The following is a 23,371-nucleotide window of genomic DNA, read 5'->3' as shown; positions in this document are numbered from 1 at the left end:
CAAACCAATATGCTTAACGTTTTAGAGGCAATAGATGCCGGCGCCTAAGGGCGCCGGCTATCCAAACTTACTGGTAACCTTCAGGGAACGGGTCGGGTTCCATCAGCTCTTCAGTCTCGTGAACCACTTTGTACTGGCCATCAAGCTGGGCCTGACCGATGCGGGTCTTGGACCATAGGTGATGGTTCTCGTGGATACGCACATAGCCTTCTGGCGCCTTGTCGAATTCAATGCCAGCGAACTCTTCGCGGATCTTGTCGATATCGAAGGAACCGGCCTTTTCAACCGCTGCTTTCCACAACCATGGGCCGAGGTAAGCTGCCTGGGTAACATCACCGATCACCATGTCATCGCCGTAGGCTTCCTTGAAGGCTGCTACGAAGTCTTTGTTGTTGGCGTTGTCCAGGCTCTGGAAGTACTTCATGGAGGCGTAGATACCTTCGACGTTCTCACCGCCGATACCGCGGATTTCGTCCTCGGTCACAGAGATGGTCAGCAGCAGAGGCTTCTCATCGGTGAAATCAACACCAGCGGCTTTCATTTGCTTGTAGAAAGCCACGTTGGAGCCGCCCACGACTGACGCAAAGATAACGTCCGGCTTCTTGAGCTTGATCTTGTTGATAACCGAGTTGAACTGGGTGTGGCCCAGTGGGTAATACTCTTCACCCACAACTTTCAGGCCCAGCTTGTCGATGTGCTTGCGGGCAATCTTGTTGGAGGTACGTGGCCAGATATAATCCGAGCCCAACAGATAGAATGTCTTGGCACCTTTGGTTTCAACTGCCCAGTCGATGCTCGCGAGAATCTGCTGAGTAGCTTCCTGCCCGGTGTAGACAACGTTGGGGGACTGTTCCAGGCCCTCGTAGAAAGTGGGGTAGTACAGCATACCGTTGAACTGCTCAATCACTGGCAGGATGGCTTTACGGGATGCGGAGGTCCAAGCACCGAAAATAGCCGCTACATTGTCCTGACGCAGCAACTTACGGGTTTTTTCTGCAAAAGTAGGCCAGTCACTGGCCCCGTCTTCCTGGACAAATTCAATCTGGCGACCGAGTACACCGCCGGAGGCGTTAATCTGGTCAATGGCGAGCTTTTCCGCCTGCACTGAGCCAATCTCGCTGATTGCCATTGTGCCGGTAATCGAGTGCAGTATGCCGACCGTGACCGTGTCATCCGTAACCGCTAGTCCTGTGGTGTTGACCTCAGCGGTGCTTGGAGTTGCCGCTTGTACAGATGTGGCCAGCATGACGGACGCCGCCAGTGTCATCAGGCTCTTTCGAAACCCTGACCCCTTCCCATCTGACCGCCCGGTGGCGGTTGTATCTGTCGTACCCATGGTGAATCCTCACAGTGTTTGAAAAGCCGGTGCTGCGCATCCATTCGGAAGCACAGCGCCTACCCCAAACATTCTGCTTGGCCCCTTTATAAGCGCCCATTCGGCAATCGCCCCAGCGAACTACGTCATTTGACGCATTCCGGTGTCGGACAACACAGGCTAAAACGCAGGTGCGCAAAACAAACGTGACCGTTTTTTCGGTGCAGCAGGCTATGGCACGGAACTTGAAGTGACTTTCAGTTCCGGCACACCGAACCACAGAACCGCACCAAAACCGGGCAAGGTACCAATGGCCGCAAGACAAAATATTTTCCGGGTTAGGCGCCGATACAACCAATGGGTCGCCAATCAGACCCTCGAGGACTACGCTCTGCGCTTTACCGCCAAGAGTGCCCGGCGCTGGTCCGCAGCACGGGTCTCCAATACCGCTCTGGGCGCAATTTCGTTCCTGGCCATGGAAGCCATTGGCGGCTCCATCACCTTGTACTACGGCTTTGATAATGCGGTGGCTGCCATTCTTGCGGTCAGTCTCGTGATCTTTCTGACGGTCATCCCGATCAGCTACTACGCGGCACGCTACGGGGTGGATATTGACCTGCTCACTCGGGGTGCCGGGTTTGGCTATATCGGATCAACCATCACATCGCTTATATACGCCAGTTTCACGTTCATATTTTTCGCCATTGAAGCCGCCATCATGGCCATGGCTCTGGAAATGCTGTTCGATATTCCCTTGGTGTTCGGCTATCTGATCTGCGCTGTGGTAATTATTCCCCTGGTCATACACGGCATTACCACGATCAGCCGATTTCAGGTCTGGACCCAGCCCGTATGGATCCTGTTACAACTGACGCCGTTCGTATTCATCATCTATGCAGACGCCTCCTCCGTCAGCGACTGGACTCGGTTCGAGGGGCTGAACACGGTCGCCGGACAAGGGCTCAATATCATCTCGTTCGGTGCGGCCGCGGCGGTTGTTTTTTCGTTGATCGCACAGGTTGGCGAACAGGTGGACTTTCTTCGTTTTATTCCAGAGCCGAAAAATCCCCAGGAGAAGCGTCGCTGGTGGTTAGCCGTCATGGCCGGTGGGCCAGGTTGGATTGTCATCGGGATGATCAAGATTCTGGCCGGTTCATTTTTGGCGGTATTGGCACTAAATCACGGCGTTTCCGCAACAGAGGCGGCCGACCCAACTCAGATGTACCTGGTGGCATTTAATTACGTCACGGATTCTCCGGAAGTTGCTTTGGCCATGGCGGGCATTTTCGTGATTTTATGCCAATTGAAAATCAATGTGACGAACGCCTACGCCGGCTCTATTGCCTGGTCAAACTTCTTCTCCCGCCTCACCCACAGCCACCCGGGGCGCGTGGTCTGGCTGTTCTTCAACGTGGCGATTGCGTTGCTGGTTATGGAGTTGGGCGTATATCGGGCACTCGAGGAAACGTTAGGTTTCTACGGCATCATTGCCATCGCCTGGGTTGGCGCATTGGCGGCCGACCTTGTGATCAACAAGCCGCTCGGTCTCAGCCCCAGACATATCGAGTTCAAGCGGGCTCACCTGTACGACATCAACCCTGTTGGTGTTGGGGCTATGTTCACCGCCTCCGTCGTTGGGGTCATCTGCCATACCGGTGTTCTTGGTGACTACCCCCAGGCTCTGTCTCACTTCATTGCTCTGGGCATAGCCCTTATAACCGCGCCATTCATCGCCTGGAAGACAGGGGGGCGATTTTATACGGCTCGCCCGTTCGTGCCTCTCTCCACAGATCACCAGTTGGTGCAGTGCACCATCTGTGAGTACGCATTCGAACCCGAAGACGTTACCAGTTGCCCGGCTTATGCCGGCATCATTTGCTCATTGTGCTGCTCACTTGATGCCCGCTGCGGTGACGCCTGCAAGCCAGGCGCCAGCTATAAGGAACAGCTTCAGCAGTTTCTGGGCAAGCTGATTCCCCAATCGGTATTGAATCATCTGCGCTCGCGACTGGGCCATTTTTTGACGCTCCTGTTCGTGATCAACGGGTTGTCCGGCCTTCTGCTGTCACTGATCCACTTTAAGACTCCCGTCGCCTCGACACCCGAGGCCCTGCTGTTGTCTGCGACCTTGTGGAAGGTCTTTTTTATTCTTTTGATCGTCACCGGGGTGATCTGCTGGCTGTTTGTGCTGGCCCATGACAGCCGAGTCGTGGCTGAGGAAGAATCCAGACGGCAAACCCGCCTGTTGATGGAAGAAATCGTTGCGCACGAACGGACTGATCAGGCTTTGCAGCAGGCCAAAGAGCAGGCGGAAGCCGCTAATGGGGCAAAAAGTCGCTACCTGACGGGAATCAGCCACGAACTACGGTCACCGCTCAATTCGATTCTGGGCTATGCCCAGCTCATGGAAAACGATGAGGCCATTCCCGCTCACCGCAAAGAGGCTGTGGGAGTGATCCGTCATAGCGGCGAATATCTGGCCGATCTGATTGAGGGGCTGTTGGACATTTCCAAGATCGAAGCCGGGCGGCTCGATCTGCATCGGGATCAGGTGCGTATCGGGTTACTCATGGAACAACTGGTTACCATGTTCCGGTTACAGGCTGAAGAGAAGGGCTTGGCCTTTGATTACCATTGTCCGTATCCACTGCCGGAAGTGGTGACCACGGATGAAAAGCGCCTGCGCCAGATCCTGATCAACCTGCTCTCCAACGCCATTAAGTACACCGATCGCGGAAGCGTTTCGCTGACATTGCGCTACCGCAGTCAGGTAGCGGAATTTACTGTTCGGGATTCAGGTGAGGGGGTTGCAGAGGAAAATCTGGAGCGTATTTTTCGGCCCTTCGAGCGTATCCGCCTCCCCGGGGAGAGTCGTATTGGCACCGGCCTTGGGCTGACTATTACTCGCTTGCTCACAGACATCATGGGGGGCGATATCAGCGTGGATAGCAAGCTCGGCCATGGCAGCACGTTCAAAGTCAGTCTTATGCTGTCCAGTGTTCACAGCTCCCCGCCACGCTCCAATTCCGCGCCAGCGCGCCGGATATACGGCTATCAGGGCGTCAGGCGTAAAGTCCTGCTGGTCGACGACGACTCTTCACATCGCCAGGTGATCCGCGCCATGTTATCGCCCTTGGGCTTCGAGATTATTGACATCGGCAATGCTCTCAAGGTGCTGGCTACCGTTGAAGCAGAACGACCGGACCTAGTGCTTATGGATGTCTCTATGCCTGGCCAAACAGGTTGGCAGGCACTGGAACAGTTGCGTGCCGACAAACATACGATGCCTGTGGTTATGGTATCTGCCGATGCCAACGAGGGGCATCACTCGGTGGAATCCACCCCTCTGCACGATGGCTACATTATCAAACCGGTGCGTCTGAACCTTTTACTGGAGACTATTGCTCGCGTGCTGGGGCTGGACTGGCGGTTTGAAAAAAGTGCCGAACCGCTGGCGCCGATTCCCCTCTCCGAAGATGGTGTTCTACCGCTTCCCGACATAGCGCACCGAATAAAACTTGCGAGCCTGGCTCGAATAGGCCACCGCAAGGGCCTGCTGGAATGCTTGCATGAGCTTAAACACAGCGGTGAGGCTGACGAGCGTTTTACTCATGAGCTGGCCGGGCTCACCAATGATTTCCAGTTTGAGAAAATTTTAGAACTTCTTAAGGTAACCGAACATGAAATCTCATGATGACCGGAAAACCGTGGTGATGGTCGTGGATGACGCGATCGATTCCATCCGAATGATCAGCGATGCGCTTGAGGAAGCGGGTATGACTGTGCTGGTGGCGCTGGAAGGCAACCAAGCCCTGACCATCAGTCAGAACATCACTCCGGATGTCGTGCTCATGGATGCACTCATGCCGCACATGGACGGCTTCGAAACTTGCAGGCGACTGAAAGAAAATCCGGCTTTCACCGATATTCCAATCATTTTTATGACCGGCCTGAGTGATACCGAGCATGTGGTAATGGGCTTGAAAGCCGGGGGAGTCGACTACGCCACCAAACCCATCAACACCACTGAGCTACTGGCACGCATGGATGTGCATCTGGCCAACGCACGGATGACACGAAGCGCGCGGACTGCGCTGGATACGGCCGGCCAGAACCTGTTTGCAGTGGATCAGGAGGGCAATTTGCTTTGGGGGACTCCCCATGTATGTCGATGCCTGCCCGACATCGGCCACCCGGACTTCCAAGCGATCCGCACCAAACTCGCAGAATGGCTCAGTCACAACCTGGAAGCTGGGCATCAGATGCCGTTACAGGTTCTGGATGCCCAGCATTCGGTAGAGTACCTGGCGTTGGTGGATGGCCGGGAGTACCTGCTTCGGCTGAAAACACCGCAGAACCAATCCAGCGCTACCGCAGCCTTGAGAGAGCGTTTCCAGCTGACACTGAGAGAGTCCGACGTGCTGTTGTGGATAGCTAATGGCAAGACCAACCGGGAGATAGCGCAAATTCTGGAGATGAGCCCCCGCACTGTGAACAAGCATCTGGAGCAAGTGTTCCGAAAGCTGGGCGTTGAAAACCGAACCTCTGCTGCAGCCAGTGCTATTCGCTTGCTAGCCACACAGTAACTGCAGCTCCGCATTCCTATGATCACCGCACGCTGACTCGGCGGAAGTGTCCCCAAGCACAGAAAGTTCATCCTTTCCGCAGTGATAATCTCTGGATAGATGTGCCAGCCCTTCAGAAGTTGGCCGCTCGCCAAAATCAACAATGCGCTGAGTGACCGGGGGCGTTAGACTGTGTTTTTCATCCGGAATCCACTACAGGAGACAGTGTTTCATGGAGGAGTCGTCACATACGGGCAATGCCGCTGAGCCTCAGCAGAAAAACAGCGCTTTGGTTGGTTTGTCCACGCCTATTTATGGGCTGTTCGCACTGGGTATTCTTTACACGCTGTACATTGCGCACCAAATCATATTACCGATTGTGTTGGCGGTGCTTGCCAGTTTGTTTTTATCTCCTTTTGTTCAGCGGGCCTACCTGAAGTTCCACATACCGAAAGCCGTCAGTTCTTTGTTCCTGGTACTGCTTGTTTTGGCGGGTATTGTTGGCGTTGGCGCTGCTGTGGCAACGCCGGCATTGGAGTGGGCGCAGAAAGCACCGGAAGGTATTTCGCGCTTGTTGGTCGGGGACAGTCAAATCAAGCGCCAGATCGACAAGGTGAATCGCTCTGCCGAGCAGGTCGAAAAGTCGGTAGAAGGCTTGTCGGACAGTGGTAAAGAAAAACCCGAAACCGTGGTGTTGGCGACAGATTCATGGCGCAGTCAAATGGTCTCCAAGGTCAGAGATGGTGTCGCAGGGTTGGCGTTGGCATTGGCTCTAACCTATTTTCTGCTGGTCAGTGGCGATCGGTTGATTCGGAATTTTGCCAAACAACTTCCGAACCCTCAGCGCAGAACGGTGCTGCGAATTACCCATTACTCCCAGCGTGAAATTGCTCAGTATCTGGCGGTTTTGGGTGTGAGCAACACCTCTGTTGGAGTGCTCACGGCGTTGATTTGTTGGGTTGTTGGTTTGCCTGACCCCGCAATGTGGGGGCTGGTGGCGGGGCTGGCCAGATTTATTCCATACTTGGGTAACATGCTGACCATTGCGTTGTTAACCTTGGTTTCGGCGGTCACGCTCGATACCTTGTGGATGATGGCGCTGGCTCCTTTGAGTTTTATTCTCCTCACCACGATTGTCGGATTTTTCCTCGAGCCGTGGATTCACGGTTTTCGTATGGCCATTAATCCGGTCATTATTTTCATCTCTATTTTCTTTTGGGGCTGGTTGTGGGGACCGGTTGGGGTTCTTCTCGCTGTCCCGCTGATGACCGTTATACAAGTAGTTCTCAAGCAGATTCCTCGACTTCGCCCCGTCTACAAAGTCATCGCCCGATGATTTAGCACGCTCAGGCCATTCCTCCTGCCTGAGCGTGTCACCATTACCTGCTTTGCACTCCCTCCCGCTTTAAATTCTTATTTTCAAGAGTTTTTCTATCGACTGGTTATCAAAAACCAGGGCCTTTCACTTAAAAAGGCCCTATATGACTAAAGAATGATAGACAAATATAAAGAATACATAAGTTAGTCACATTATACTGGGCTGAAAGCTGACACTTCGTAGTGTTAAATAAAAACAATAAGTGGTTTCCCTTAATTAGGAGCGTGCAGTGGCTGAGAACTTTCGCCAGCGAAAGCTGGCATGTCTTGCGTTTGCAAGTTTTGCTTTGACTCTATCCGGGTGTGGCGGTGATGAACGCAGCGCCGGAGCGGGAGGGTCGAGCGATAGTCCGATAGACGAGCAAGTGGCGCCTGAAGTGGATGAGCCTCGTGACGTGGTTTATCAGTGGCAAAACACTCGTTACCAGTTTGCAAATGGTTGTTACAGCCTCGAATCCGATGGGGTTTATGTGTCAGACGTGGATGGCGGCCAATACGGTGTCACTACGAACCCCGCCGAGGCTGCCAGCTTCACGATGCGGCCTACCAAGCTCGGCTCTTATCTCTTGATGTCGGATTATACTCGTGACGATGGCGAGACGGGGCGGTTTGAGCTGCTGGGTATCAGCGATCCGGTGGGTGAATTTTTGGATGCCAGTGGGCAGTTTATTGGTGAACTCAGTTACTTGGTGTCGGGTCTCGGAGACACGCTGAATCTGGTGCTGGATCCGGTTGCGCCTCTCGGCGGTATTCTCCGTGACGTAGGCGAGAGCCTGGATTTCACCGGCGGTCAGCTGGGGAATACAGATGTGCAGCCCACGTTAGCGGCGGTGGACAGCCCGAGCGATCTTGCCGTTTGGAACCTCAACAAGCACGAAGATACCGATCAGTACACGCTGGCTTCGGCAGTAACCGGATTGCTGCTCACGGCTTCTGAAAATGGCTTAACGCTGACATCACCATCCCTGCGCGGCACATCGAATACGTTTGTGTTGAAAGAAGCGAAAGGCTGCCAGGCGTATCCCGAGGCTGGTCTGAACCTGAATGTTGTCGATGAGCGTGGCCCGGCGATCTTTCTCAAAGACGTCGACCGCTTCAAGCATGTAAAGGGTCTCGATAAAGACGATATCTACGGTTATGTCGATACCCACTCCCATATCTCCGCCTACGAGTTTATTGGTGGGCGTGTTAACTACGGTGCCCCCTTTCATCGGTTTGGAGTCACCCATGCCCTGGAGGACTGCGAAGCCGTACATGGCCCCTGGGGCGCGACTGGATTCGTTGAGTTAGCCACATCCGGCGCCGGCCTTCATGACACCAAGGGCTGGCCAAGCTTCAATGACTGGCCACGCCGCGACTCACTGCAACACCATCAGAGTTATTACCGTTGGCTAGAGCGGGCGCATCTGTCCGGCATGAAGATTCTGGTCAACCATCTGGTTCATAACGAAGTGCTCTGCCGGATCAATCCCCAGAAGAAGAACGACTGCGATCCGATGGAAGCCATCTTGTTGCAGATTCAGCGCATGTACGAGATGCAGGATTACATCGATGCCCAGCACGGTGGCCCGGGTGAAGGTTGGTTCCAGATTGTGGTCAGCCCTGACCAGGCGCGGAGTGTCATTGCCGATGGCAAGCTGGCCGTTGTGCTCGGGGTCGAAATGTCCAAGATATTCCGCTGCGGCGAGTTTCTTGGGGTTGCCGAATGCACCAAAGAGGACATTGTTGAACGCCTGGATCAGCTTTACCTGCTGGGAGTGCGCAACGTCTTTCCGGTGCACAAGTTCGACAATGCCTTTGGCGGTCACTTGCCAGACCTTAGCTCAGGTGTAGGTATTGGCCCCATTCTGTACGCCGGTAATTTCATAGAAACCGGTCACCCCATCGAATTTGAAGAATGCCCGGAAGGCACAGAATTTGTGGGAGATGAACCGGATCAGAATGCTGCTATGCAACCCTTCGGAATTATTGATCAGTTGCTTTTCCAGCTGGATTACTTGGGTGACCGTTTCCCGGAAACCCCGGAAGAAATGCAGGAAATGGATCCGCGTCGGGGGACGGAGCATCTGTGTAATCGACGCGGTCTGACGGATCTGGGTGACTTTCTGATCCAGGAGCTTGTTCGCCGAAAGATGATGATCGAGACCGATCATATCAGCCGCAAAGCAGCTGCTCGTATCCTCGATATCACAGGTCGACTGGATTACCCCGTGATCAATAGTCATGGCGGTTGGGGCGGTACTGAAGCACTGCGTGACCGTATTGCTGAACAGGGCGGCATAGCAGCTTCATTCGGTGGCACCCGTGAAGGCTGGGTGGATTCGTTATTGCAGAACGGCAACCGTCCGCGCCCTGACCGTTTCAAGGTCGGGCCCTTTGGTGGTGCCGGCTTCGCTTCCGATGTTAACGGCATCGCCACGCTTCCCGGCAATCCGGGCACGGCTGAAGAGGATGCTCGCTTGTACCCGTTTGAGTCTGTGGACGGCCGAGTGATCTTCGACAAGCAAAAAACCGGTGATCGTGAGTTCGGTCTCTATGACGGTCGTGGCATTGCCCACTACGGACTCTACCCGGACCAGATTGCGGACATGGTTATGAATGCCGACCGACCAAAAGAAAGTGTCGACGAAGCGGTGAACCAGTTGTTCACCTCTGCGGAGGCCTATCTCCGAATGTGGGAGCGGATCGAGAGTGCTCCTTTGTAGTCTGTAGCAAACCTGGCAACTAGCAACCAGAAGGAAAGTAGCCTTTATGAAAACGATAAATATAATGCCCACCCCCTGGAGGGGTGGGATGGCGGTGCTCGGCATGACGGCCATGCTTTCGATGGCAGGGTGTTTTGGCGGTTCGGGCGGGTCGGATAAATCATCGAGCCAAGCGGAGGGTTCAAAAGACGACCAAGAGCAGGTAGATCAATTCAGCGAAGGACGCACGTTTCAGGTAAACCCCGGTGAATTTGCAACCGACGAAATGGTCACGGCCATGATTCAGCTTCGTCCGGGCGATACGCTGGAGTTTGGTTGCGGTTATTTCGAGCTGTATCACGGCCTGCTCATTCAGGCCACGGAGGATGTTGAAATACGCGGTTGTGGTAAAGATGAAACCGTATTGAACTTCCGTGAAAGCGACAACGTGACCGGTCTTGAGGCCCTGAACGTCCGTGGCATTACCGTAAGAGATTTGACCATTCTCGATTCCCCGGGTGACGCCTTCAAGTTGAAAGGTGTGAATTGGGGCACCTTGCTGAACGTGAGGGCCATCTGGTCCGGTGGCGACGCGCCGATCACGGAAGAAAACTACGCTTCGCGTCTTCATGTTGAGTGTACAGCGCCACCAATGAACGAAGGCGACCCGACGCCAGATTATACTCCCAGTTCATCGGCCGGCCGCTATGGCATTTATCCGGTTGAATCCGAGAATATTTTGGTGGATAACGTCGAATCCATCGGTGCTTCGGATGCCGGTATTTATGTTGGCCAGACCAATAACGCGATTATCAAGAACAGTCGTGCGGCCTACAACGTTATGGGCTTCGAGATTGAGAACGTTCAGGGTGGTGAGTACGACACCAACGTTGCCGAGTGTAATACCGGTGGTTTCCTGATCTACGATTTGGAAAACATTACCCAGTATGGCGACACCTCGGTGATGTTGAACAACATCTCTCGTAACAACAACACCTACAACTTCGCTCACAGCGGCATCGTGTCTGCAATTCCTCGGGGTACAGGGTTTATCACCCTCGGCTACGACAATATTGAGATCTACGATAATGTCTTTGAGGACAACAGCACCGCGGCGATTATCTACACTAGTTATGAGCTGCTGGACGGTAAAGGTAAAACAACAGACAAAAAGTTGGACCCCTATACCGAAGGGCTGCATATCCATAACAACGTAATGAAAAACTCGGGCTATGACTTACCGAAGCCAAATATGGAAAAGGTTGCCGAAGGTGAAGTCGAAACGCTCCTGCCGACATTGATAGGCCTAAAGAACTTTAAAAACCCGGGTAAGGGCGCCCATATTGTCTGGGATGGCTTGTTGGATGACTACGACAGTGAGTGTGCGTACCCGGAAGATGCGAACGGACAGCCTGTACCTAAAGATGAAAATGGTAAACCGATCCATACAAACCAGCATCCGAATCCAGAGTGCCATTACAACGCTTATAAGTTTGATGATGAGGGTGAGCGTAAATTGCCTGAATGGGGCTCATGCTTTGTAAATAATGAGATGGATTCAGACAGTCAGGCTTACATGAACTTCCAGGGCCTAAAACCGTTGGCAGGACTTCTGACCCTTCCAGATTATGATTTAACGACCTTGGATGGTTGGGGGGATCTGTTGGACGGTGGATTGCAGGATATCCTTGAGCAAACCGTGTCAGGTTCTTTGGACACCGTCAGAGACACCTCTTTGGAAGATCACAATTGTACTCTTCCGAGCTTGCCCAGAGTGACGATTCCACCGTTTGAGCGCAGTGGTGGTATTGATCCGGCTCCGAGCCAGGAGTACATCAATCAATTGTGCGAAACGCCTGTGAATCCGGGTGAAATTAACCGTGAGGCGCTTGTTGTGGATTGCCCGCGTCTGGATCAGTACAACCTGTTTGCGGATGATCAGGAACCACGCGGCGAGACCAACGAAGGCGGCATCCCGTATGTGCTTAACTCCAAGTTGTTCTCTGACTATGCCACCAAATACCGGGTTGCGTTTATCCCACCGGGAACCAAAGCGGTTTATAAGGACGGCCAGGGCGGCGGTAACCTGAACGGTTCTATCCACTTCCCGAATGGCACGGTTATCGCCAAAACCTTCGCGTTCACAGATGAAAGCAAAGGTACCGAGGAGTTGGTGGAAACACGTTTGCTCATCAAACGAATCTCACAAAGTGGAAAAGCCGTTTGGAGCGGCCCAGCATACAGCTGGGGCACCGATGAGACTGGTAAGAAAGTCGCCACGCTAGTCCCGGGTGGAGAAACGCGCAGCGTTAGTTGGCACTACCAGGATCAGTATACGGGTAACGTGTTGGCGGGTTCTTCTGATAGCTACGCAATCCCCAATCAAAACCAGTGCATAACCTGTCACTCCAATGATGATTTGGAAGCAGGTGCGGCACCCATTGGGCCAAAGCCACGAAATATGAACCGCGACTACAAGCCTGAGTCCAGCTTTATGGGTAACCAAGGGCAGGGTGTCGCTAATCCGGAAAACCAGCTTAAGGCTTGGGTCGATCGTGGACTACTGACCAACGTTCCTGACTACGGCGCCATTGTTGATGGTGTGGCGACTAATCTTGAGCGTCTACCTCATTGGAGTGTGCCGGGTGACAGTGGTGAAGCGGCAGGTTCGAATGCCGACGTCGAAGCCCGACTGCGCGCCTATCTGGAGGTGAATTGTCAGCACTGCCATAACGACAAGGGTGCGGCGTCCAACACGGGTTATTACCTGGATCACTACCGTAAAATCGACGCCGGCTATGGCATTTGCAAGAAGCCCACCGCGACGGGTGGTGGTTCTTGTGGCAGGCAGCATGTGGTCGTGCCCGGAGAGCCGGATAGCTCAATCGTATCCTGCCGTGTCGGAAGCGCTGATGATCCGCAGAAAAACATGCCGCCCATCGCCAAGAGTGTTGTGCATGAAGAAGGCGTGGCGCTGCTTAATAGCTGGATTGCCAACGTCGTTGACGACGACTACGAGAATGCTGATGCCTGTGGTGACGGTGTTAGTATCTTTAAATCCGTTAACTAAGTAGAACCGGTAAAAACAAACCCGCAGCGCTGGTGAGTAATCATCAGCGTTGCGGGTTTTTTAATGGCATCCGGGATGCTCAGGTGGGTGAGACCCCGTGCAAACATACACGAGGTCAGAGTGCAGGCTAAGGAGTTGCTAGCGGTGTTTGCGATGTGCAAATTTGGGTCACTTTAAAACGCTCCAACAGTGATACAAGCTTAAATCCACCACTGTAGATTTCGATCGCATCAAACGCCTCTGTGGTGTTAAACAACAAATACTGGGGATCATCCGCTCCAAAGATCTGCGACAAGCCTAATAGGTCAAGTGCTACTCCCAATTCGCCGCCGCTGTCTTGCTGAACCTCGCCGTTGAGAAGTGTGCGGACTTGAATGCCCCCATTGTTAAGTAGTCCTAGTTCAAGCAGCTGAGGCGCGTCCTCGAACAAAATTCCGATCTGGTTTGCTCCGGGGTATACGAAATCCGATGAGGGCGCTACTTGCACTCCCAGGGTGACCGATGAAATGCCCAGCAGATTCGTATTGTAGATCTCTGCTGAACTGTTCGAATTTCCGTCAATTGTATAGGCAGGGTTGTTAATACCACAAAGTACCTCGTTCAGTAGGCAGTTCTCTAAGAGGGTGTAGGTTGCCGCAGGCGCAACACTGTCGGTTGCTAGCATGGGTGAAAAGCTGGATGAGCCATCGGTCGTACACGCAAAAACTACATCTTCAGGCACTTCGACGGAACATGCATTGGTTGGATCAGTTGGGCAAGGGTCACTAATGTCGTTCGTGCCATCGCTATCGCTATCTTCGCAAGCGTCGCCTATCCCGTTATTGTTGAAATCTTCTTGCCCCGGGTTTGCCGTATCAGCGCAGTTGTCCCATGCGTTGCCAGCTTTGTTTCCGGATAGGAAGGGTTCAATGGAAGGATAAACGGTAGGGATTCCGTCGCCATCCGGGTCGGCCGTTGCATCGCAGTGGGCCGGGTTAAACCCAGGTACGCGCGGGCAGGGGTCTTCGTCATTATTAACGCCATCCCCGTCCAAGTCGTCTTCTGAGGGATTGAGGTTGTCTGGGTCGTATTCCGGAAAGCCTGTGTCGGGGTCGCACTTATCATTGGCGTCTTCAGGGCATAGGTCTTGGTCGTTTACTGTGCCGTCCCCGTCAATGTCGGGGTCACAAGCATCGCCTACGCCATCACCGTCGAGGTCTTCTTGATTTGCGTTGGGTGCGTCAGTGCAGTTGTCCCAGGGTTTATTGACCATATCTTTGAAAATGTATGGTTCAATGGCCGGGTATTTATCGGGAATGCCGTCGCCATCAGAGTCGACTTTGCTGCCGCACAGTTCCGGTTCGTTACCAGGAACATAAAGGCAGGCATCTTTACTGTTCAGTACACCGTCGCCGTCAAAATCTTTGTCGTTTGGTTTGAGGTTGAACGGGTCGAAAGAATATCCGCTTACTTGAGGGATGACTCGTCCGTCGCTATCGTCGCTCCGGCAGCCTACGATCAATGCAGATGCAAGAAACATTAATAGTAGATTTCGGGTTAGCTTTAACATGGTGAATACTCCGTTTCGATATATGCAAAGGCTAGGATTTTATTTTCCAGTCTTTTTTAGGATTTCCGTATGTTCACCGGAAACGATTGCCTCGACTCTCCGGTTTTGTGCGCGACCTTCTTCGGTTTCATTCGACGCTATGGGTTGTGATTCGCCCATGCCCGTGGTGCGGATTCGGTCAGCATTGATGCCGAAGTGGTCGATGAGTACTTTCATGACGGCATCGGCTCGGCTCTTCGACAGTTTTTGGTTGTAAGAGGAGGGGCCGGTGCTGTCAGTGTGGCCTTCCAAAAGGATGCGTGATGTTGGGTACTGTTTAAGGGTTGTGGCGAGGTCTTCGATCTTTGGGTAAAAGGATCGTCTGACTTCTGTTTTATCGTGCTGGAACTCTACGTAGAGCGTTTCTTTGATCTCTCGGGTGAGTTCTTGAGCGCAGCCGTCTTCATCGACCAATGCGCCATGGGGGGTGTCAGGGCATTTATCTTGTTGATCCGGAACTCCGTCGCCGTCTGAGTCGGCTAGCGGAGCAGAGAGGGTTGAAAAGTCCAATGGCTGTCGATTGACCGGGGCAGCAGGGAACTCGCGACCGAACACGTAGTGCAGGCCAACAAATGCTTGTGCATCAACAAATTGATCTTCGATTTCAACCCGCCCCCGAAGACCGGCTTCCGCGATAAAGCGTGGTGCAATCATTCTCTGCAGACCAGCCTCGCCATACAGCATGTCCTCACCTTTCGAGCCGTAAGATTCCAGGTCAATATCTGCGTGGCTGTAGCCGATCCCTGCAAAAGGGCGCCAGCTACCTAGTCGATATAAGCTTGGGTGGAACCTGGCCCCGACCGAACCTCTGAGTATGTCTAAATCCTGATCGAAGTTGCGGGTTTCCGGTTCTGAATAACTGGCCTGGACGAGCATGCTCACGCGAGGATTAAACTGGTGGGTAAAATTGAGGCCAAATTCCCCGTAGTTTTTTAGATCGTCGGTGGCGCCGGATTTGTTGTCTGAGTTTCCAGAGTCCACGTAGCCGGCTTCAATGCCAAGGCTGCTGTACTGTGATGGAAACTTTTGAGATGCCGTAGTCGCGACGGGAATAGCTAACGCGACAATTAAAGCGGTGTTCCGGAGCGTGAACATGTAGATGATTCCTTTTATTGTTTACAGGTAATTTGAAGCATAAGAATGGATATACTATAACCAACTTGTAAGTACCTCAAAGATTCAATTTACGCTTAATCGCAAAGCGCACTGCTTCAAATGATCCGAAAGTGGGCGTCTAAGATATGTCGTCCTACGTTTTAACGCATAGTCTAAGAGCTGTGGGGGGGGCTGAATGATTTCGTCTTGTCGAAGAGTATCCATTTAAAAAAAACGGTCAGAAACTCGGATGTCATGAAAATGAGTTGAAAGCTAAGGATGTTTGCAGGTTTTCAAAAGGAGGTTTGGCAAGACAGGCGTCGGTTAAAAAAATAGACCTTAAATTCTGTTGATTTGTGAGGAGATTCACGTATATAGTCAAAAAACGAGATACTTGGTTACATTTCATCTCATCTCAGGCCACTAACGGAAATGATAATGATTGTAGTGTGCAGGCGGTGTTAGTCTGACATCAGCAAGATCTTGGCAGGATGTTCTGAAGGGCGCGCTATTGAGCGTTTTGGAAAGGAATATAAATAAACTAAAAGCCTTTGTTTCTCTGAATCAACAAAAATAACCCTGCAGTTAGAGGAAATTTTAATGAAGCTTGATAAAACAGTAGTAGCTCGGATCAGAAATGCAGCTCCTAAGAAGCAGAAGGGTGCTTCGTCTCTTGAGTACATAATGTTGGCGGGAGTGCTGGTTGCTATTCTTGTGGTCGTGTCCCAGTCAGGGATAGGTGCTGAGTTTTCTACGTGGTTTAAGGGCATCTTCACGGAAGCGTCTGACGTCACTGGTACCTGATAATATTGATGAGGGCTGGCGTTGTGAGGCCGTCGTTGGATATTACTGTACGAAGAAAGGACTCCGGGGTTGTAGCTCTGGAGTTTATCTTTATATTTCCACTTTTGGTTGGGCTTCTCTACGGTGGTTTGGTTTACGGGCTTCTGTTTTTTCATAAACAGGAAATGCAGAATGCGGTAAGTCAGGCCGCTGCGTCGGTTTTTAATCTGGATCGCCGGAACTATCCCAGTTTTAAAGAGGGTGAGGTAGAGGCATATGGAGCGACGGCAGTAGCCCACAGCAATATACGGCTTAATAAATTAGTCGAAAATCTGCCGGCGCGACTTCAGGAACGCATATCGGATTCTGATAAAATTTGTGAAAACGTGGTTGAGGATGGTGTGGGACTGCTGGAGTGTAGGCTCAGTGCAGACGGTACCAAAGCGTTTTTGCCGCAGCTCAAACTGGGGTTCTTAGGAAGCTTTCCACCCCAGCCCGAGAAACTATCCGTATCTGCAGCTGTAGCGTTTTAAATAACCGCCAGCGTTCAAAAGTTTTATAACAAGCACACAAGGATAGGAATAATAATGAGGGCGAAATTTGTCTCGGCCTTGCCGGCGCTCCTGCTTGCGACGGCTGCTGTAGTCTTGGCGATCGTCGGATTGGTTAGATACAACCAAGAGCATTCCTCAGTTGCTGCAGGTATCGAATCTTCGCCTCCGCTTCCCAGTGACGAGCCGTCGCTTCCCACCTACCGCTACCTCTTTGCACTCGAAGATATTGACGCGGGTACGGAACTGGTGCCGGAGCTTTTTGCAGAGGTTGAAACCACGGTTCGGCTGCATGACATGTTGACGGTTGATGACGCTCCATTTGGGGATGCGACCACAACGTCGCTTCGTGCAGGCAATCCTCTAAGTCAATCCACCCTAGAGAACTCCAGTACACTGCAGTCCATTCTTGACGAAGGTATGCGGGCCGTGGCTTTTGATTTTACTCCTATTTCGAGTGTTGGCGGTTTGTTGCAGCCTGGCGATGTGGTTGATGTGGTTGCGACCTTTCGAGGTGACTCTCAAGACGGCCCATCTTCATCCACCATACTTCGTGAAATTGAAGTGCTAGCGGTAAAAGGCTCGACCGATCCAGCTCAGTTAACGGCAGAGGATGACGGTCGCAGAAATGCCACGATGGTGTTAGCGGTACCGGATGATCAAGTAGGGCGTTTGGCGCTGGCTGCCTCCGAAGCCAGTTTGAAATTTGTGGCAACAAGCCATGGAGGGAGTGTTGTGGCTTTGGATCCGGCAGACGGTTCAAGCGTTGAGGCTGAAACACCGATCAAGTCAGATGACGTGCAGGAGGCGGTTGTGTTCCTAGCCGATATTCGCCCACTGTCCCCCGAAGCTAAGGCCAAAAAGGCGGCGGAGAAGAAAGCACGAAACCAGCAAGCTAAAAAAGAAGAGCAGCCTGGGTTGAAAGTGCAGGTTTTTGAAGGTTCAGAAACAAGGACAGTGTATGTTCGCTAACATGAGAGTTGCGCAGCGACTGGTCATTACTGTTTGTGCGATGGTGATTGGATTGGCTGGTTTTCAGGTAGCCTTTGCAGATGCTGATGGGGTTGTCGTGTTATCGCCAGGGCAACAACACATTATCGCGTTTACCAATAAGCTCGAAAAAGTGGCGGTATCGAATCCAGACGTTGCGTCTGTGCAAGTCAGTGGCGAAAAGGAAGTCTTGGTCACGGCTAAAACTTCAGGCGCTGTGACGGTAAGAGTCTGGCCTAAAGGCAATTCCTCGCCAAGCACAACGGACTATCTGGTCAGTTCTACCGCTGGTGAGCGGCATCCGGTGCCAATGCAGGTACAAACCGATATTCGGGTTGTTGAGGTCAGTCGCCAACAATTGAATACCTTAGGTTTTCACTACGCAAAGTTATTCAATGGCGGCAATAACGCGTTTGGTATTTCTCCAAGCGGCGGCAGCTTTACCAGCCCCGGTGGAATTCCAAGTGGATCTCAGGGATTAGGTACTGATGGATTTAATCTCTTCAGTTTTGGTTCCAGTCACTTGAGTATTATTAATGCCTTGGAATCCGGTGGTTTCGCTTATACCTTGGCCGAGCCGTCATTGGTGAGTTTGAGTGGCCAAAATGCGACCTTCTTATCCGGCGGTGAATTCCCAGTGCCGATATCCGGAAATGATGGTGAAGTTGAGATTGAATATAAAGAATATGGTGTGAGCCTGTCACTGACCCCCACCGTTATTGATGAAAACCAAATCATACTCAAAGTGGCACCGGAAGTGAGCGACCTTGATTTTACCTCGGGCGTTTCAAGCGGCGGTGTTTCTGTGCCGGGGTTGCGAGTGCGCAGAACCGAAACCATGGTGTCTATGGCTCCGGGCGAGAGCTTTGTGATCAGTGGTTTGGTGAGTCGTTCCACGTTTAATAACAGTGACAAACTGCCCGGCTTGGGAAACCTCCCTATTCTGGGGGCATTGTTCCGTTCAGATCGTATTTCCAGCGAGGATCGAGAACTCATCATGGTCGTTACACCACGGTTTGTGAGTGGCAAGAAGGAGTTGTCTGAAGACGTTAAGAGTTTTGGGAAAAAATATGAATACAGCAGTACCGAGTGGGGCGATATGCTCATTAACTCACGGGACGGTACCGAGCCCCTTGAAAATGGCTTGAGCTGGTAAGGAGCCGGGTAGCATGAGTGAAACTCTGATCTGTATTGCTGAGGAAGTGGGTATTCGCGCCTGGCTCGAACGAGTGCTGGGGGACACGTGGAGTCTTGAATTCGTTTCAGCCGGTGACCTGTCGCGTGTCAATCGCTTGGTTCAAGCGAGCCAGGCCAAGGTAGTTGTCGCGGCTCTGAACGAGACAGAGCCGGGCCGTTCGGCCAAGCTTTTTTCCGCCATTCGGACCTCTAATCCCGGGGTGAATTTGGTGGCGGTTGCTCAGCATATTTCCCAAGAGTTGTTGCTGGAAGTTATGAGAGCAGGTGCACGAGACTGTTTCATTACCGGAGTTGACGGAGATAGAGCCAGCGAAAGAATCTATGCTCTTTCGCAGTTGTCGGCCGTTGATGCGGTATCCAAGCCGGAACGCAAGGCTGGCTCTTTAACGCTAGTGCTTGGAGCGGCTTCGGTTGTCGATACCCGTTTTTTTGCGCAGAACCTGGCTTGCGAACTTAGTGGTCAGCAATCCAAGGGTTCCGTATTGGCTATTGACACCATGGCCACGGAAAACCGGTCCTTTTATTTGGATAGCCTGAACAGGTTAAGTTTGAACGACTTGGTTAAGCGAACGGATGCGATCGATCATTCATTTGTTAATACCGCACTGGAAGAGTATTCCCCCGGATTGCGTTTGCTGTCCGGCAATATCATGGCCGAGACGCTCACAGGTGATGATGCGGCAGATTTGTTCATTGCGATATCGAGGTTGGCCGAGCTGTTTGATCACATGGTAATCCGGGTGGTGGAACACCAGGCGAAGGCCTGGCTGAAGATTCTTGGGTCGGATATTACCAAGCTGGTGATTTTGGCCCATCCAGTGGTCGACCAGGTCCAGTATACCGAAGCTATGCTCCAGCAGAGCCAAAAGTGGCTGGGTTCGAACTGTGAGAGCTTGGTGGTCGTCGATGGTTACAGGAAAGGGGCAACCTTAAAGCTCGAGGACATAGAGAAAAATATAGGGCTGGAAGCAAGTCTGCGTCTTCCTGTTGAATGGCTTAACCGATTGGACTCCATAAATGCCGGCGTGCCGTTGGGGGCTCTGCCAAGATCATCTCCTTATCAGAAAAAGCTGGTGGAGTTTGTTCATAAGCATTATATGAGTACGCACTCGTTGAAGGGGCCCTTCTCCTTCTTCAAAAAACGCTGAGGGGCATATAATTCGTGGCAACTCGTGTCGATGAAGAGTATCAACAGTTAAAAAAGCAAATGCATTCTCATCTGATCGAGCGATTGGATGAAGAAGGGTTTGAAGTCGAGCGGACAGAAACCAGTCAACTTGAAAAATTCGTAGAAGCCAACGTTAACCAGTACATCGCTCATCACCGTATACCGCTGGCAACGGCTGAACAGAGCATGCTAGCTCGCGAAACCCTGGAAGAGATAGTTGGGCTGGGTCCTCTCGAGCCGCTATTGGCCGATGGGGCAGTGAACGATATCCTTGTTAACGGCCCCTTAAACGTGTTCGTGGAAGTGGCTGGTGTTCTGCAAAAGGCGCAGACCCGCTTTATCGATGACGATCATGTGATGCGCATCATCCGAAGAATATTGGCGCCATTAGGTCGGCGATTGGATGAGAGCAGCCCCATGGTGGATGCCCGGCTTCAGGATGGTTCTAGGGTTAACGCCATTATCCCGCCGATAGCTCTGGATGGGCCATCTATTTCGATTCGAAAATTCACTCAAAAGCACTTGGCTGCAACGGACTTGGTGAACCTCGGATCCTTGACTCGCGAGTGCTTGGATTTACTGGTTAAAATCGTGCAGGGGCGAAGAAACCTGCTTGTCAGTGGTGGTACAGGCACAGGCAAAACAACAATTCTTAACCTTCTGAGTCAGTTTATCCCCAAGGATGAACGGATTGTGACGATCGAGGATTCCGCTGAACTACAGCTAGATCACCCCCACATTGTTCGCTTGGAAACCCGGCCGGCCAATGCGGAGGGTTCCGGGCGCATCAGTGCTCGTGAGTTGGTGATCAACGCCCTTCGAATGAGGCCTGATCGGGTCATTGTAGGTGAGGTCCGTTCCGGTGAAATTATTGAGTTAATGCAGGCGATGAACACGGGGCACGAAGGCTCCATGAGCACGATTCACGCGAACTCATCTAAGGACGCAATGATTCGAATCGAAACATTGCTGGCCGTAAACGGTTATGATGCCGGAGAGCAGGCAATTGGACGTTTGATCGGTTCGTCTTTGGATGTGCTCGTTCAGCTGAAACGTCTCTCAAATGGGCGTCGTATTGTGAGCGAAGTCGTTGAAATGACACCGACTAAATCCAATCCCTATCAGATGAATACCTTGTATCAAGCCGCGGATGTCAGGGATGAGTTTGTAGAGGCTGAAGCGCAGTGAGTGTGCAGATCTTGTGGTTGTCGGCCTTGGCCATGGGCTTTTTAGCCGTTGTGGTTGTCTTGCTGCAGTTTGTGGTCGGCTACTATCAGGGAATGGCTAATCTTCAAAAGCAAAGCCTGCGCCGGTTGGCCCCTCAAGATGTGGTCGAAGAGAAAACAGTCGCTGGCATTCGTTTCGGTCCCATTGAGCAGTTGATAATAAAAGCCGGTATACAGGCTTCTGTTCCCCGGTTTTTCGTGCTTGTTGTGGGTGCGTTGGCGGTCATTGTTACTATCGTCGTTGTTCGAGGTCCGATAGAGGCTGTCGTTGCGGTGATAGCGTTTATCATGATTGCCGTCACGCTCTGGCGGGTGAAGTTTGAGCGTATGCGGCGCCAGATTTTCGAAGAGCTTCCAGGTATCGTTGATGCCGTTTTGCGCTCGCTGTCCGCCGGGCGCTCAGTTGAGCAAAGTATGTTGGCTGCTTTCGATGACGCGTCGTCGGCGTTCGAGCCGCTTTCTTTTCGGTTACGAGGCGCTATCAGTCAGGGCCGTGACTACACTCAGATTCTTGATGGTTTTGCAGAACTTTATAGTATTCCTCCACTTACCCAGATGGCGATTGCTTTAAGAACATCGGCTCGTTTTGGTTCCCCGGTCAGGCCTGTACTTGAAGAAGTGTCGAAAGCGATCCGGTCTCGTGAAGAATTACGTCGCGAGTTTATGGCGGCTACCGCTGAAACCCGTTTCACAGCCGTTGTGTTTGCCATTATGCCCCCGGGGTTGGGTGCCTATGTTGTTCTAATGAATGAAGAGTTTTCTGAGGCGCTTCTGAACACGTCAACGGGCCATACGATGATGATTACGGCTGGCGTGTTGCAGGTCATCGGAACGGTTTTGGTCTGGAACCTGATCAGGGGAGTGGGCCGTGGTTAATCTTTGGTTTGTGGGAGCGATTGTTTTAGCGATTGCCTCGGTACTTTACCTGTGGGTCTGGGCCCCGGCTTGGGCGCTGCAGTCGCGGGTGCGAGCTCGTCTTTTCCATCGACAGCTAACCACAGAAGATGACACAGGTAGCCCGCCTCTGGAAACCTTTGTTTACTGGTTAGTAGGGCGCCCTTTATTGGCCGGTGATTTCAAAGAGCTGGAACCCGCCTTGGATGCAACGGGCAAAACACCGTATCGGGCTCGGCAGTATTATATTACCACCTGTTGGGTTGTGCCCTTAATTCTGACTCTGACCGCAATCATGTTTTCAGGCGTCATGGTGACGGCGGTCACCTTCATGATGGCGTTTTATCTTTCGCGGCAGTTTATCCGAAGTTCGGGGCGCACGGCTGAAAAACAACAGAACCGTGAGTCCATAGAGCTATGCCAGATGACCCGGATGTTGATGGAAGCAGGCCTCAGCCCCGAGCGTTCGTTGAAGCTGATCTCGCATCAGGCAAGAGAGCTTATGCCTCTTTTGATAACAAGGATTGACCGTTTCAATCGAGTGATGGAGAGCGGGGCTGATCGGAGCCGGGCGCTCGACGAGTTAGGGCGAAACCGGAACCTCACGGTTTTGCGTAGCTATGTTACGCTCATGAAACAGGCGGGCACGCTTGGGGCTGGGGTTTCCGGGGCCTTGGAGCAAATCGTTAAAGATGCTCACCACGAAGAGCGCAGCAAACTGAAAGAAGAAACGAATAAAGTTGGTGCCCGAATGACAATTATCATGATGGCCTTTATGCTGCCCTCTTTGTTTATATTAATTGGCGGGCCTGCCGTACTATCAATTTTGGACGCACTACAACGGTAGGGCGTCATAGATTCTGACAAA

At 52.2% G+C, this 23,371-nt stretch carries 16 protein-coding genes; 13 read left to right on the top strand and 3 right to left on the bottom strand.

Features of this window, described 5'->3' with window-relative positions; translation table 11 throughout:
* Nucleotides 1–67: 67 nt before the first annotated feature.
* Nucleotides 68–1,246, bottom strand: coding sequence for an urea ABC transporter substrate-binding protein (gene urtA / locus VOI14_RS06330; protein ID WP_323751287.1), 1,179 nt, complete (start codon nucleotides 1,244–1,246; stop codon nucleotides 68–70).
* A gap of 379 nt (nucleotides 1,247–1,625) precedes the next feature.
* On the opposite strand from urtA, the gene VOI14_RS06325 reads away from it, so the two are divergent.
* From VOI14_RS06325 to VOI14_RS06305, 5 genes are all read left to right on the top strand, one after another.
* Complete coding sequence (locus VOI14_RS06325) at nucleotides 1,626–5,009, top strand: ATP-binding protein (protein ID WP_323751190.1); 3,384 nt, start codon at nucleotides 1,626–1,628, stop codon at nucleotides 5,007–5,009.
* Entirely contained in the window at nucleotides 4,996–5,901 is a 906-nt protein-coding gene (locus VOI14_RS06320) for a response regulator (protein ID WP_323751189.1), read from the top strand. Before VOI14_RS06325 ends, VOI14_RS06320 begins: the two co-directional genes overlap by 14 nt.
* 211 nt (nucleotides 5,902–6,112) lie before the next feature.
* The gene (locus VOI14_RS06315; RefSeq protein WP_323751188.1) at nucleotides 6,113–7,216 is read left to right on the top strand and encodes an AI-2E family transporter; all 1,104 of its coding nucleotides are present in this window, start codon (nucleotides 6,113–6,115) and stop codon (nucleotides 7,214–7,216) included.
* Nucleotides 7,217–7,487: 271 nt separating this feature from the next.
* Nucleotides 7,488–9,962 (top strand): hypothetical protein, encoded by a 2,475-nt coding sequence (locus VOI14_RS06310; RefSeq protein WP_323751187.1) that lies wholly within the window; start codon nucleotides 7,488–7,490, stop codon nucleotides 9,960–9,962.
* Between the two features lie 46 nt (nucleotides 9,963–10,008).
* Nucleotides 10,009–13,011 (top strand): parallel beta-helix domain-containing protein, encoded by a 3,003-nt coding sequence (locus tag VOI14_RS06305; protein ID WP_323751186.1) that lies wholly within the window; start codon nucleotides 10,009–10,011, stop codon nucleotides 13,009–13,011.
* A gap of 127 nt (nucleotides 13,012–13,138) precedes the next feature.
* On the opposite strand, the gene VOI14_RS06300 is transcribed toward VOI14_RS06305, so the two are convergent.
* Both VOI14_RS06300 and VOI14_RS06295 read right to left on the bottom strand, forming a co-directional pair.
* Nucleotides 13,139–14,560, bottom strand: coding sequence for a thrombospondin type 3 repeat-containing protein (locus VOI14_RS06300; protein WP_323751185.1), 1,422 nt, complete (start codon nucleotides 14,558–14,560; stop codon nucleotides 13,139–13,141).
* Nucleotides 14,561–14,599: 39 nt separating this feature from the next.
* Nucleotides 14,600–15,694, bottom strand: coding sequence for an OmpA family protein (locus tag VOI14_RS06295; RefSeq protein WP_323751184.1), 1,095 nt, complete (start codon nucleotides 15,692–15,694; stop codon nucleotides 14,600–14,602).
* 600 nt (nucleotides 15,695–16,294) lie between these two features.
* On the opposite strand from VOI14_RS06295, the gene VOI14_RS06290 reads away from it, so the two are divergent.
* Genes VOI14_RS06290 through VOI14_RS06255 form a run of 8 tightly spaced genes read left to right on the top strand, consistent with a single transcriptional unit; the run spans nucleotide 16,295 to nucleotide 23,350 of the window.
* Nucleotides 16,295–16,498 carry a hypothetical protein gene (locus VOI14_RS06290; protein WP_323751183.1) on the top strand — a complete coding sequence of 68 codons (204 nt, stop codon included), beginning with the start codon at nucleotides 16,295–16,297 and terminating at the stop codon, nucleotides 16,496–16,498.
* Between the two features lie 35 nt (nucleotides 16,499–16,533).
* Entirely contained in the window at nucleotides 16,534–17,010 is a 477-nt protein-coding gene (locus tag VOI14_RS06285; RefSeq protein WP_323751182.1) for a TadE/TadG family type IV pilus assembly protein, read from the top strand.
* A gap of 54 nt (nucleotides 17,011–17,064) precedes the next feature.
* Nucleotides 17,065–18,000, top strand: coding sequence for a Flp pilus assembly protein CpaB (gene cpaB, locus VOI14_RS06280; protein ID WP_323751181.1), 936 nt, complete (start codon nucleotides 17,065–17,067; stop codon nucleotides 17,998–18,000).
* The gene (locus tag VOI14_RS06275; protein ID WP_323751180.1) at nucleotides 17,990–19,174 is read left to right on the top strand and encodes a type II and III secretion system protein family protein; all 1,185 of its coding nucleotides are present in this window, start codon (nucleotides 17,990–17,992) and stop codon (nucleotides 19,172–19,174) included. The genes cpaB and VOI14_RS06275 overlap by 11 nt, the downstream gene beginning before the upstream one ends.
* A 13-nt stretch (nucleotides 19,175–19,187) precedes the next feature.
* Complete coding sequence (locus tag VOI14_RS06270; protein ID WP_323751179.1) at nucleotides 19,188–20,363, top strand: response regulator receiver-like protein; 1,176 nt, start codon at nucleotides 19,188–19,190, stop codon at nucleotides 20,361–20,363.
* 14 nt (nucleotides 20,364–20,377) lie between these two features.
* On the top strand, nucleotides 20,378–21,571 hold the full coding sequence (locus VOI14_RS06265; RefSeq protein WP_323751178.1) for a CpaF family protein: 1,194 nt from the start codon (nucleotides 20,378–20,380) through the stop codon (nucleotides 21,569–21,571).
* Nucleotides 21,568–22,485: a type II secretion system F family protein gene (locus tag VOI14_RS06260; RefSeq protein ID WP_323751177.1), complete on the top strand. Its 918-nt coding sequence runs from the start codon at nucleotides 21,568–21,570 to the stop codon at nucleotides 22,483–22,485. Before VOI14_RS06265 ends, VOI14_RS06260 begins: the two co-directional genes overlap by 4 nt.
* The gene (locus VOI14_RS06255; protein WP_323751176.1) at nucleotides 22,478–23,350 is read left to right on the top strand and encodes a type II secretion system F family protein; all 873 of its coding nucleotides are present in this window, start codon (nucleotides 22,478–22,480) and stop codon (nucleotides 23,348–23,350) included. Before VOI14_RS06260 ends, VOI14_RS06255 begins: the two co-directional genes overlap by 8 nt.
* The last annotated feature ends 21 nt before the right edge of the window (nucleotides 23,351–23,371 follow it).

Source organism: Marinobacter sp., from assembly GCF_034669625.1.
In the GTDB taxonomy this organism is placed as follows: domain Bacteria; phylum Pseudomonadota; class Gammaproteobacteria; order Pseudomonadales; family Oleiphilaceae; genus Marinobacter.
This window is presented reverse-complemented; position numbering and strand designations above follow the sequence as displayed.